Origin of the sequence: Virgibacillus proomii (assembly GCF_900162615.1) — a bacterium.
GTDB lineage: Bacteria > Bacillota > Bacilli > Bacillales > Amphibacillaceae > Virgibacillus > Virgibacillus proomii.
Genome location: NZ_FUFN01000010.1, coordinates 2,369,923 through 2,383,455, shown reverse-complemented (window position 1 = coordinate 2,383,455; position 13,533 = coordinate 2,369,923). Strand labels below are relative to the sequence as shown.

General features: G+C 36.3%; 10 protein-coding genes. 9 read left to right on the top strand and 1 reads right to left on the bottom strand.

Annotation, left to right across the window (positions count from 1 at the left end):
• The first annotated feature begins 629 nt into the window (after positions 1-629).
• The 5 genes from BN1066_RS18560 (at position 630) to yihA (ending at position 8,540) form a co-directional block, all read left to right on the top strand.
• Positions 630-1,607 (top strand): tetratricopeptide repeat protein, encoded by a 978-nt coding sequence (locus BN1066_RS18560; RefSeq protein WP_077321175.1) that lies wholly within the window; start codon positions 630-632, stop codon positions 1,605-1,607.
• A 124-nt stretch (positions 1,608-1,731) separates the two neighbouring features.
• On the top strand, positions 1,732-3,018 hold the full coding sequence (tig, locus tag BN1066_RS18555) for a trigger factor (RefSeq protein ID WP_077321173.1): 1,287 nt from the start codon (positions 1,732-1,734) through the stop codon (positions 3,016-3,018).
• 550 nt (positions 3,019-3,568) lie between these two features.
• Positions 3,569-4,846, top strand: a complete 1,278-nt coding sequence (gene clpX / locus BN1066_RS18550) for an ATP-dependent protease ATP-binding subunit ClpX (protein ID WP_077321171.1) — start codon at positions 3,569-3,571, stop codon at positions 4,844-4,846.
• A 789-nt stretch (positions 4,847-5,635) separates the two neighbouring features.
• Entirely contained in the window at positions 5,636-7,972 is a 2,337-nt protein-coding gene (gene lon, locus BN1066_RS18540; RefSeq protein WP_077321167.1) for an endopeptidase La, read from the top strand.
• Complete coding sequence (gene yihA, locus BN1066_RS18535) at positions 7,953-8,540, top strand: ribosome biogenesis GTP-binding protein YihA/YsxC (protein WP_077321165.1); 588 nt, start codon at positions 7,953-7,955, stop codon at positions 8,538-8,540. Before lon ends, yihA begins: the two co-directional genes overlap by 20 nt.
• Positions 8,541-8,855: 315 nt before the next feature.
• Here yihA and BN1066_RS18530 read toward each other — a convergent pair whose 3' ends face one another.
• Positions 8,856-9,338, bottom strand: coding sequence for a LiaI-LiaF-like domain-containing protein (locus tag BN1066_RS18530; protein ID WP_077321163.1), 483 nt, complete (start codon positions 9,336-9,338; stop codon positions 8,856-8,858).
• Between the two features lie 269 nt (positions 9,339-9,607).
• On the opposite strand from BN1066_RS18530, the gene hemA reads away from it, so the two are divergent.
• Genes hemA through BN1066_RS18510 form a run of 4 tightly spaced genes read left to right on the top strand, consistent with a single transcriptional unit; the run spans position 9,608 to position 13,532 of the window.
• A complete protein-coding gene (hemA, locus tag BN1066_RS18525; RefSeq protein WP_077321161.1) occupies positions 9,608-10,978 on the top strand; it encodes a glutamyl-tRNA reductase in 1,371 nt (456 codons plus the stop codon).
• 16 nt (positions 10,979-10,994) lie between these two features.
• The gene (locus BN1066_RS18520) at positions 10,995-11,813 is read left to right on the top strand and encodes a cytochrome c biogenesis protein (protein ID WP_077321159.1); all 819 of its coding nucleotides are present in this window, start codon (positions 10,995-10,997) and stop codon (positions 11,811-11,813) included.
• 19 nt (positions 11,814-11,832) lie between these two features.
• Positions 11,833-12,762 (top strand): hydroxymethylbilane synthase, encoded by a 930-nt coding sequence (gene hemC, locus BN1066_RS18515; RefSeq protein WP_077321157.1) that lies wholly within the window; start codon positions 11,833-11,835, stop codon positions 12,760-12,762.
• Positions 12,762-13,532, top strand: coding sequence for a uroporphyrinogen-III synthase (locus tag BN1066_RS18510; protein WP_077321155.1), 771 nt, complete (start codon positions 12,762-12,764; stop codon positions 13,530-13,532). Before hemC ends, BN1066_RS18510 begins: the two co-directional genes overlap by 1 nt.
• Position 13,533 lies beyond the last annotated feature (1 nt).

Sequence of the window (13,533 nt, the reverse complement as noted above, 5' to 3'; positions counted from 1 at the left end):
AAATTTTTAAGCTGAAAATAAGACGACATGAGTGGCAAGTTAAACTCCCTATGTAAGGATTGGTATTTCTCCTTCTTTAAACATCTTATATTAGATCGACGATATTGCGAGAGAAATGGTTCCTCATCCCCGATTATTTTAGGTCGACAGGACAAGTAAGACTTCTCGAATAGGCATCGCGATTTTTCAAGGACAGAGTTGGTACGACAGCATACTTCCCAGTTTTTTAAGGACGGAGAAGCATCGGCAGCGTACAGCATGTTTTTCACGGACAAGGGAGGCTTCGAGATTCGACACATAATGATTTTTTAAAACGTCCCCGATCTTAGGCTTTGATCTAAAAAACACTCTTTGATGATGTTTCAACTTAATCCGTTAGAAGATCTCTGGAGCGATTGCGTTTTTGTTATTTGCTTAATTATCTACCGTTATGTTATTAAATGTATACCTTCTACTTGTCGAAATGTGTGAATTTCTCAGATCTTTTAACTCCATTTGAATATGCACTTTAAGCCAAATTGGTTCAAAAATTATCGAATTAAGGTTTCGAATTTCTTTGCTTAGGGAAAGAATATTTAGTACGTAGTAGTTAAAATTCTGTTATGATAAATATAGAAAGGAGGGACAGTATGCAGCAACCGGAAAATGTAATTCTTTTTCCGAAATGGCGCAACGTTTTAGAGGAAGAAAGCTTAGCAGCACTTAAAGCAAGAAGGTTCGAGGAAGCGCTTGAAAAATTAAATAAATTATTAAGCTATCAGGTAAATAGCTATGAGATTATTAGCGGCAAGCTTATTTGTTTAATTGAATTGGGTCGGTATAAAGAAGCTCAAGAAATATGTGAAGACGTACTGCAGCAAAAAGATAAATATTATTATCATTATTTACATATTTATTTAACAGTTCTATTTCAAACAAACCAATATGATTTGCTGATGGAACAGGTCGAAGAAGAATTTGAAAAACAAGAATTGCCAGCAGTGTTAAAGGAACAATTTGATCAGTTATACGAAATGAGTAGCAAAATGAAAGCTGATGTCGTTGTCGAACACACTACAGCATACTTAGATGATCTGGAACAAGCGATTGCCGCTAAAGATTATCAAAAGCAGTGGCGCTTGATAGAGGAATTAAGAAGAACAAAAAGTGAGCCTACTAGAAATGTACTGGCTCTCTTGGCAGCAGATAATATACATCCGGTAATTAAAACAGCTATTATCGTTTGGCTTCAGGACATTGAATATGAAGAAACTGTAGAAATACATAAATGGGGAAAAAATATTCAACTGAAACCACAAGCTATTGGTGATATACATAATCATGCACTTGCAAGGGAAATATTGTTACTTATTAGTGATTTAGAACAAAAAAATCCTACCTTGCATGAGCTGTTGAAGCAGTTGTTATATCATTATATTTATGTTAGGTTTCCGATATTACCAGCCAATAAGGAAGCAGAAAGTATTGCCACAGCTTTAAAAGCCATTGGCACTAAGTATTTAAATATTCATGATAGGCTTGGTAAAGAACAGCAGAATATAAATGATTACATAGAGGAAATTGAACAGTGTGAAACGCTGTATTCCAGTGTGATTGAAGAAAGCTAGAATGAATCGAAAATGCTTGAAAGGCATAGCAATTATGTTATAATAAAATGGTTGTAAATTTTGATCATTAATGCAATTGAACGTGTGAAAAATGAAGGACACAATAGATTTTGGAGGGAATTATATGTCAGTCAATTGGGAAAAACAAGAAGGAAATGAGGGGGTACTTACATTTCAGGTAAGTGCCGAAGAATTTAATAAGGCATTAGACAAAGCATTTAAAAAAGTTGTTAAGGATGTACAAATCCCTGGATTCCGTAAAGGAAAGATACCACGCGGATTGTTTGAAAAGCGTTTTGGAGTAGAAGCACTCTATCAAGATGCAGTTGATTTTGTATTACCTACTGCCTATATGAAAGCAGTAGAAGAAGCTGATATTGAGCCGATAGATCAGCCGGAAATCGATATCGATCAAATTGAAAAAGGAAAACCGTTAATTTTTACTGCTAAAGTAATGGTAAAGCCTGAAGTAAGACTTGGAGAATATAAAGGATTAGAAGTAGAGAACGAAGAAGTAGAAGTAACCGATGAAGATGTAATGCATGATCTTGAACATCAACGTGAACGCCATGCAGAATTAGTGATTAAAGAAGAAGGGGAAATTGAAGAAGGCGACACGGCGGTTATTGATTTCGAGGGCTTTATTGATGGAGAACCTTTTGAAGGTGGAAAAGCAGAGAACCATTCTTTAGAAATTGGATCTGGACAGTTTATTCCTGGTTTTGAAGACCAATTAATTGGTAAGAAATCGGGCGAAGAACTAGAAATAAATGTTACCTTCCCAGAAGATTACCATGCAAAAGAATTTGCAAGTAAAGATGCTACATTTAAGGTTAACATTCATGAAGTTAAATCTAAAGAATTACCAGAACTTGATGATGAGTTTGCAAAAGATATAGATGATGAAGTGGAAACACTTGAGGAACTAAAAAATAAAACAAAAGAGCAATTGCTAGAGCAAAGAAAACAAAATGCTAAAAATAAAAAGCGGGAAACATTAATCGAAAAAGCAAGTGAAAATGCTGAAGTAGATATTCCTGAAGTAATGATAGAAAATGAACTTGATCAAATGGTACAAGAATTCGAACAGCGTCTGCAAATGCAAGGTATGACATTAGAAATGTATTCTCAATTCTCTGGTCAAGATAAAGATGAGCTAAAAGAACAGATGAGAGAAGATGCTGAGAAACGTGTTAAAACGAGCCTTACTCTAGATGCAATTGTAGAAGCAGAGGGTCTGGAAGCATCTGATGAAGATGTGGAAAAAGAACTTGATAAAATGGCGGAAATGTACGGCACAGATAAGGAGCAGATCCGCAAAATGCTTGGTGCAAATACAGATGCCATCAAAAAAGATTTGAGGAAAAGAAAAGCAATTGATTTCTTAGTTGAACAAAGCAAAGCTGTTTAATGTTTTCAAATGAGGTATAGAGCATAGATAATCAGGCAACGATTAAAACAAGGTGTGTGACCACACCTTGTTTTTCCGTATCTGGATTGTTTTTGTGAAATATGAAAATCGAGTGAGTGATTGGTAAGCCTCGTTTTTGCTCTGAGATGAATTTTATCCTGGAAAAACGTTAGCAAGTTTAACCAGTTGAAAGCTAGACAAGCCTTGTAAACAATTACATATAGTGGGTTCTCTCGCTAATTTGTAACCCAACCGTATTTTTCCATAGACTTAAATTATGTTTTTAACATATAGTATTACGAGTACACTTAAAAATGGATAAATAAAGCCTGACGTTGTATACTTATTTTCTGGGTATCTTATTGGCAAATTAGATGGTGGTAATTAAAAGAGGAAGTATTAGTAATTGTTTAGTCATTTTACTTAGATTAAATGCAAAAAAAGGTTTATTATTTTGTATTTTAAATTCGATCTGATATGATGACTATAAAGTTGAAACCTGAGAAGCAAATGAATGATAAGAGATTTAAACTTTTAGGGGTGAAAATGGATGTTTAAGTTTAACGAAGAAAAAGGACAATTAAAATGTTCGTTCTGTGGTAAAGGCCAGGACCAAGTCCGTAAGCTGGTGGCTGGACCAGGCGTTTATATATGCGATGAATGTATTGAATTATGTACTGAAATAGTAGAAGAAGAACTTGGAACAGAAGAAGAAACAGAGCTAAAAGAGATACCAAAACCACGGGAAATCTGTGCTATCTTAGACGATTACGTAATTGGTCAAGATAAAGCAAAGAAAAATCTATCTGTAGCTGTTTATAATCATTATAAGCGGATTAACTCACCAAAGAACAGTACGGATGATGTGGAACTATCCAAAAGTAACATTGCCATGATTGGACCTACAGGTAGCGGAAAAACGTTGCTCGCACAAACACTAGCTCGAATTATCAATGTCCCTTTTGCGATGGCTGATGCAACTTCCCTAACGGAAGCGGGATACGTTGGTGAAGATGTGGAAAATATTTTGCTTAAACTTATTCAAGCAGCGGACTATGATGTGGAAAAAGCCGAGAAAGGAATTATTTACATCGATGAAATTGATAAAGTTGCCCGAAAATCTGAAAATCCGTCGATCACTAGAGATGTTTCGGGTGAGGGCGTACAACAAGCATTATTGAAAATTTTGGAAGGTACAGTAGCAAGTGTTCCTCCACAAGGGGGAAGAAAGCACCCACATCAAGAATTTATTCAAATCGATACCACAAATATTTTATTTATTGTGGGGGGAGCATTTGACGGTATTGACCAGGTAATTAAACGCCGTCTTGGTAAAAAGGTAATTGGCTTTGGTTCTCATGAAAAACAACAAGATCTAGACATGGGAGAGCTATTAGAAAAGGTGTTACCTGAAGACCTTTTACGCTATGGTCTTATCCCGGAATTTATAGGGAGAATTCCAGTAATTGGCAGCCTGACTCCATTGGATGAAGAAGCGCTTGTACAAATTTTGACAAAACCGAAGAATGCGCTTGTAAAGCAATATCAAAAGTTGTTCCTGATGGATAATGTTGAATTAGAGTTTGAAGAAGATGCACTTAAAGAAATTGCTGCAAAAGCTATTGAACGTAAGACAGGTGCACGGGGACTTCGTTCTATTATTGAAGGGATCATGCTTGATGTTATGTTTGAACTACCTTCTAGAGAAGATATAGAAAAATGTATTATTACGAAAAAAACGGTAGAGAACAATGGTACGCCAACACTTGTATATCGCGATGGAACAGTAACCGAGGGTATTGAAAAACATCCAAAAGAAAGTGCATAATTATTGAACACCAGTTAAATATGGATACATGGGAGACTGACTTTATTACACAGCTTTTGTAACAAGTCAGTCTCTTTTTATCCAGCATCTGATGCAGCAAGATTTCTCTTCAAGAGCTATAAAGAACGCGAAGAACTCTAAGTGGGAGATAACCGTACTTAAATCCCCGATTTGTTCGGATGACAGGACAAGGAAGGCTTCGGTAGGTATCCATCGCACGAAGAAAAAGCGCTCTTCTTTTTCGAGGACAAGGAAGGCTTCGGCAGGAATCCATCGCACGAAGAAAAAGTGCTCTTCTTTCGAGGATAAGAAAGACTTCGATAGGAATCCATCGCACGAAGAAAAAGTGCTCTTCTTTTTCGAGGATAAGAAAGACTTCGATAGGAATCCATCGCACGAAGAAAAAGTGCTCTTCTTTTTCGAGGATAAGAAAGACTTCGGCAGGAATCCATCGCACGAAGAAAAAGCGCTCTTCTTTTTCGAGGACAAGGAAGGCTTCGGCAGGGTTACCATCATATTGGGATGCCTGAGATGATTGCCTTTATTCTACTTCTTATCGGTAGGGATAAGGAAAAGCACTACGAGTGAAGTTTCACAGTTCATTGCATAGCTACTTCTGTTTTTTGGATATAATAAGTACATAAGTTAGTTTTCATTGATTTTTCCTAGAATCGCAATTATGCTTTTTAATTGAAGGAAAAAATTTTTACGTTTACAAATGAAGCACTTTTATATAAAATTTAAGAACGTATAATAATACACATTACATATTTTTTGGAGGTACATACCATGACAAATGATAACAGGCAGCTTCCCCTCCTTCCTTTACGTGGATTAATCGTATTTCCATCAATGGTATTACATCTTGATGTAGGACGAGAAAAATCGATTGCTGCATTAGAAAAGGCAATGATGAATGACCATTACATATTTTTGGCTGCACAAAAGAAAGTGCGTTTGAAAGATCCGGAGCCAAAGGATATTTATCGAGTTGGTACCGTATCTGTGATTAAGCAAATGATCAAGCTGCCAAATGGCACGATGAGGGTACTAGTAGAGGGCATCTATCGTGGAGAAATCGTTCGTTATGTGGAACAGGATCAGGAATTTATCGTTGACGTTGATAAACTGCCGGATGTTGAAGCAGATCATCATGAGCAAGAAGCACTGAAGCGATCTTTATTAAATCAATTCAAACATTATAGCCAGGTTTCACAAAAAATTACGAATGAGACTTTCGAAACGGTAGCAGATATAGACGAACCCGGCAGAGTAGCGGATATTATCACTTCTCATTTATCATTAAAAATAACAGAAAAGCAAACATTACTAGAAATACAAAATATTAAGAAACGTCTGCAAAAGTTGATTCGGTATATTTCCAATGAACAAAAAGTCTTAGATTTGGAAAAGAAAATTGGTCAGCGTGTAAAGACGTCAATGGAGAAAACACAAAAGGAATATTATTTACGTGAACAGTTGAAAGCAATTCAAAGGGAATTAGGAGAAAGTGACGGAAAAACCGGAGAGGTTGGCGAATTAAAGGAAAAGATCGATCAGTCAACGATGCCGGATCGTATTCGAGCCGTAGCGCTTAAGGAATTAGACCGGTATGAAAAAGTACCACAAAGCTCAGCGGAAAGCTCTGTTATTCGCAATTATATTGAATGGTTACTTGCATTACCGTGGACAGAAAAGACGAATGATACCATTGAAATAAAACGTGCAGAGGAAATTTTAAATAAGGATCATTACGGGCTTGATAAAGTGAAAGAGCGCGTTTTAGAATATTTAGCTGTCCAAAAATTAACCAATTCGATTAAAGGACCAATTCTTTGTCTTGTTGGACCGCCAGGCGTGGGGAAGACATCGTTGGCCAAATCAATTGCAAATGCGATTAATCGAAAATTTATTCGTATGTCGTTAGGTGGTGTGCGAGATGAAGCGGAAATTCGTGGGCACAGGAGGACGTACATTGGGGCGATGCCAGGACGAATCATTCAAGGAATGAAAAAGGTTAGAACGATTAACCCTGTATTCTTATTGGATGAAATTGATAAGATGGCACATGATTTTAGGGGAGACCCTGCTTCTGCACTTTTGGAAGTGCTTGATCCGGAGCAAAATAATCAATTTAGTGACCATTTTATCGAAGAAACATATGACCTATCAAAAGTGTTATTTATAGCAACTGCTAATTATATAAATAATATACCTCAACCTTTACTAGATCGCATGGAAGTTATTTCTATTTCTGGTTATACCGAAGTGGAGAAGCTGCACATTGGTAAACGGCATCTATTGCCAAAGCAATTAAAGGAGAATGGCTTGAGTAAAGGCCAACTGCAAATTCGCGATCAGGCACTGAAAAAACTGATCCGAATGTATACACGGGAAGCTGGAGTTCGTAATTTAGAAAGAAAGTTAGCAACGTTGTGTCGTAAAGCAGCAAAGATAATTATTTCAGGAACAAAAAAACGAGTAGTTGTTACGGAAAAAAGCCTTGAGGAGCTTTTAGGAAAGCCAGTATATCGCTATGGACGGATGGAGCAGGAAGATCAGGTTGGAGCTGCAACTGGGTTAGCCTATACAGCTGTAGGTGGAGATACATTAACGATCGAAGCCTCTCATTATCCAGGAAAAGGAAAATTAACCCTTACCGGAAAGCTTGGAGATGTGATGCAAGAATCTGCTCAAGCAGCATTCAGCTATATTCGTTCACGTGCAGATGATTTGAAAATTGACCCACTATTCCATGAAAAATATGATATTCATATTCATGTCCCTGAAGGTGCTACGCCAAAAGATGGTCCTTCTGCTGGAATAACAATAGCCACTGCATTAGTTTCTTCATTAACAGGTCGTGCTGTTAAGAAGGAAGTTGCAATGACTGGAGAAATTACCCTGAGAGGGCGCGTTCTGCCAATAGGCGGATTAAAAGAAAAAGCGTTAAGTGCACATCGAGCTGGAATTACAACGATCATTATTCCAGAGTTAAACGAAAAAGATATAGAATCCATCCCAGAGAGTGTACGAAAGGACTTAACCTTTATTCCTGTTCGCCACTTGGATCAGGTATTAGAACATGCATTGGCAGGAGGTAAAAATGAAGGTAACCAAAGCTGAAATTGTTATAAGTGCTGTGAGTCAACAGCAATATCCAAATGACCAGCTTCCGGAAATTGCTTTAGCTGGTCGCTCGAACGTTGGCAAATCTTCTTTTATTAATACATTAATTAACCGTAAAAACTTAGCCAGGACTTCCTCAAAGCCTGGAAAGACACAAACATTGAACTTTTACAAAATTAACGATGCGTTTTACTTTGTCGATGTACCGGGTTACGGTTATGCGAAGGTGTCTAAAAAAGAACGGCAAAAATGGGGAAAGATGATGGAGGACTATTTTACAAAACGATCCTCTTTAAAAGCGGTCTTGCTGATAACGGATATTCGTCATGAACCAACGGACGATGATTTACAAATGTATGGTTTTTTGAAGTATTATAAGCTTCCAGTAATTATCATTGGTACAAAATTAGACAAGGTACCAAAAAATAAACGTGCTTATCATGTAAAGCGAACAGAAGTCAGTTTTCAGTTAGAAGCGGGAGATATGCTCATACCATTTTCCGCTGAAACTGGAGAGAATAAAGATGGGGCATGGTCTAGTATTCGTCATTATTTAGAGCTCTAAATAAAGGATAGTTAAGAAATTATATACGTATAATAAACGAGACAATCGCCTACGAAAGAAGATTGTCTCGTTTATTATTGCACTATAGGAAAGTATAAAATTTTAAGGTTTATCATATAAGAAAAACTACAGCTTTCGCGACAAGCTAAGTTTTTCTAACCTAGGAAATTATCAATTTTTTGTATTAATTATCCACACCCAGTTCCTCAAGGTGTCGCTTCACTCTTTCTGCAAACAGTCTCTTGTTTGAATTTCTTCCCTTATCAGGGGCTGACCAAAGCCTGCTATCTTTTGTGTCTCTAAGATATAAATTTTTTATTTCCGTTTTTTTAATAAATAGATACCGACAATGATTAATAAAATCGGCCAGAACTTTTCCATGTAATCAATGAGGATATAAATCCAATTGAACCAGCTTGGAAGCCTTACAGAAAAGATCATGATAACCGCAATAGCAACCAGTATTAATCCAGGCACGAGACCTTTCTTCGTTTGAAAAAAGCGAATTACAAACGCAATGCCGACAATAAGGAGATACATTCCCCAATGATCAATCCAAAATGAGTAATATGCTAGTCCATAAAAATGAATGCCTAACCCTAAAACAATGGTACCACTGAATAAATTCTGATTGTTTTTTGTTGCATAACTATGTACGATTAGAACTAGTCCAATTAAAATGATGATTGTCTGCCAAGAATGGAAATTATTAATAATAGGAATGTTTAATTGACGAAGTAAAAAAAACACGCCAATTCCAATTAATAAATAGGCTGTCAACGTATGCTGCTTTTTCATTCTTTCACCTCATGTCATTACAAATCGAATTCTTGCTTCTTTACTGCTATTATGTTAAAGTACAGTCGTGTTGGATGGTAACGACTTATACGTTTAATGCTATCATATTGTTTCAAATTATGTTCACATTTTATTAATTTGTAACGAAATATACATGTTATAATGGAAAATAACAAGCGGTTTACTTTATATTTATTATTAAGTAAAAATTTATATTTATAATAGAGATAATAGGGGAATGAGAGCAGGATTATTTGGGGGTAGGTACAATGCATATTTTAAAGGTTGGATTCAATTATAAGACAGCCCCTGTTGAAATAAGGGAAAAACTTGCATTTTCAGAAGATGATGTCGACCAAGCAATGAAAGCATTAAAAGAGAGAAAGAGCATTTTGGAAAATGTTATTGTATCCACATGTAATCGTACGGAAATTTATGCAGTCGTTGATCAGGTGCACACAGGGCGCTACTATATTAAACAATTCCTCGCTGATTGGTTTCATGAAGAAATGGCTACATTTACCTCTTTTTTACAGATTGCTGAAAATGATGAAGCGATAGAACATTTATTTCGTGTTGTTACTGGACTCGACTCCATGGTACTTGGAGAGACACAAATTTTAGGACAAGTTAGACAGGCATTTTTAACCGCTCAAAAAACGGAAACAACTGGAACGATTTTCAATGAATTATTTAAGCAAGCAATCACTTTTGGAAAGCGTGTACAGAAGGATACGGCAATAGGTGAACATGCGGTATCTGTCAGTTATGCTGCAGTTGAATTAGCAAAAAAAATATTTGGCAACTTAACGGACAAGAAAGTTGCTATATTAGGTGCGGGGAAAATGGGTGAACTCGCAGTAAAAAACTTTCAAGGTTCAGGTGTAAGACAGATTACTGTAATGAATCGCACGAAAGAAAGAGCAGAATCTTTAGCAATGAAATTCACAGCTAATGTAGAACCAATTGAAAATTTACCAAATATATTACAGAAAGTGGATATTTTACTTACCTCAACAGGCTCATCCTCCGTTGTCTTAACAAAAATGATGATGGAATCGGTACAGAAACACCGAAAAGGAAGTCCATTATTTCTTGTAGATATTGCCGTTCCAAGAGATATAGATCCATCAATTAGTAAATTAGACAATGTTTTCTTATATGATATCGATGATTTACAGCATATTGTAGATGAAAATTTAGAAGCACGAAAAAAAGCTGCACAACAAGTAGAGTTCATGCTAGAAAATGAAATTGTAACTTTTAAAGAATGGGTTAAAACGCTAGGAGTAGTACCAATTATTTCTGCATTAAGGCAAAAGGCGTTATCAATTCAAGCAGAGACGGTAAAAAGTATTGGCAGAAAAATGCCGGATTTAACGGAACGTGAGAAAAAAGTGATCAATAAGCATACGAAGAGCATTGTCAATCAATTGCTTAAAGAGCCGATCAACCAAGCAAAGGAATTGGCAGCAAAGGATCGTTCAGGAGAAGCTTTAAAGCTGTTTATGGATATCTTTGGCATTGAAAGAGAAGTGCAGGAAGAATTGGAAAAACAAACAAAAAAAAATCAGATAATCACATCAATGAATGATAAACAAGTATCCTTTCCGTTAATGGATAAGATAACAACCATATAATGAGAGGATTTCACATATGGTAGAATTAAAATGGCTTTATGAATTTATATTAATTATTCATGGGTTAAGCTTGATGGGATACTTTATTGATTTTATTCAGCACAACCGGAGGGTAAACCAAGCAGCCTTCTGGTTGCTTGGTTTGGTTTGGATTATTCAAACCATTTTTTTATTCTATGAAATGTTTTTTGAAAAGAATTTTCCCATCGTTACATTAAATGATAGTTTATTTTTTTATTCTTGGGTATTAGTAACCATCTCTTTAGCTGCCAACAAGTTATTTCCAGTACATTTTATCGTGTTTTTTACAAATACATTCAGTTTTTTTATTCTATTATTATATTTATTATCTGATGCACAAAAAAACTTAGAAACACATGGCCTGCAACTCGTTCATGAAATACTAATGGCCCATATTATCATTGCAATTATTTCATATGGATTTTTTACGCTGTCCTTTTTACTTTCCTTTATGTATTTAATTCAATACCGGCTGTTAAAAAGGAAACAAGGTTTTAAATGGATGTGGCGCTTCGGTGATCTAAAGCAGTTGGATGACTATGCTTTTAAAACCGTTACAATTGGTGTGCCTTTATTGTTGATTGCTATCATTTTAGGGATAGTTTGGGCTTATGTGTCCAATTCCGTATTTTATTGGGTTGACTTAAAAACAATTGGTTCGTTCGTTGTACTAGCTGTTTATATTGTATATTTGGCCATACGGATCATTAAAAAGTATAAAGGGAGGTCTATTGCAATATATAACACAGCAGCCTTTCTTCTATTAATAATTAATTTCTTTTTGTTTAGTACATTATCAAATTTTCATTTTTAGATTATAGAGGAGGATTCATTTGCGAAAAATTGTTGTTGGTTCACGAAAAAGTAATCTGGCGGTAACACAAACAAATTGGGTAATAGACCAATTAAAGCAAGCGGGGATATCAAACGACTTTGAAGTTAAAAAAATTGTTACAAAAGGGGATCAAATACTTGATGTTACGTTATCTAAAGTAGGTGGTAAGGGACTATTCGTCAAAGAAATTGAACAAGCAATGTACGATAAACAAATTGATCTAGCAGTACATAGCATGAAAGATATGCCGGCTGCGATGCCAGAGGGTCTTATTATTACTTCTATTCCTGTCCGAGAAGATCATCGTGACGCACTTATTTCTAAACAAAATATTCGATTTGAAGATTTGCCAAAGGGGGCAATTATCGGCACAAGCAGTTTGCGCCGAGCAGCTCAATTGTTAGCTGCTCGACCTGATATCAAGATAAAATGGATACGCGGAAATATCGAAACACGAATCCGGAAGCTAAAAGAAGAAGATTATGACGCAATTATTTTAGCAGTATCGGGTTTAAAGCGAGTTGGATTAAGCGAATCCTTGATAACAGAATATTTGGCTCCGGACATCTGTGTGCCAGCAGTGGGTCAAGGTGCGCTTGCAATTGAATGTCGGGAGGACGATCAGGAATTACGAGAGATCTTGGCAAAAATAAATGATGAACCGACTGCTCGTACTGTCCAAGCCGAGCGGACTTTTCTTCATTTACTTGAAGGAGGGTGCCAAGTTCCAATTGGTGGCTATGCTTACTTAGAAGAAGATACGATCATTCTTACGGCATTAGTGGGGACTCCAGATGGTAAGACGATTTTAAAAGAAGTGGTACGAGGAAAGGACCCAGAGACTGTCGGAAAAGAAGCTGCTGATTTATTAAAACAACGAGGTGCTGATCAAATAATTAAACAGGTAAAAGAGGAGCTTGACCAGTAATGGAATTGCCTTTTAAAGGACAGCGGATTCTGATAACCCGGGAAAAAAATAAAGCTGCTGTGTTTGCAGAAAAAATTCGCAGTTTAGGAGGGGAACCAATACAAATCCCCCTCTTAACGATTGCATGTAAAGATACAAAGGACACTTTTTATTATCTTAAAGGAGTAAAGGATTACAGCTGGATTTTTTTTACCAGTGCTAATGGGGTCGATTGTTTTTTTCGGCTTGCTGAGCATTATCATATTAGTTTAAACTGGATTAGAAATGTTAAGATAGCTGTCGTTGGTAAAAAAACTGCCAATGCTCTAGCAAAATGGATCAATGATGAGGTTGATTTTATTCCAACCTGTTTTAATGCTGATACGATGGCAGCTGAATTTTTACAAGAATATCCATTAGCTGATAATCTATTGCTTATTCGAGGAAATCGCTCACGAGATGTATTACCGAAATGCTTTACAAAAGCTAACAAAACATTTGCTTCGCTTGAAGTGTATGAGACACATATAAATAGGCACATGGAACCTTTATTAAAGACTGCTATCGGAAATTCAATAATTGATTATATTACGTTTACCAGTCCATCTACTGTAGAAGCCTTTGCAGAGATGACGCCAATTCGAAACAAAGCACCATGCGTTTGCATCGGTACGACAACGGAACAACGGGCAAGGGAGCTTGGCTTTTGGCCCGTGCTCACATCAAGCGAATTTACGATTGATGGCATGATTCATTGCATGCTGAAAGATCTTAAGCAGAAAGGAAGATAAT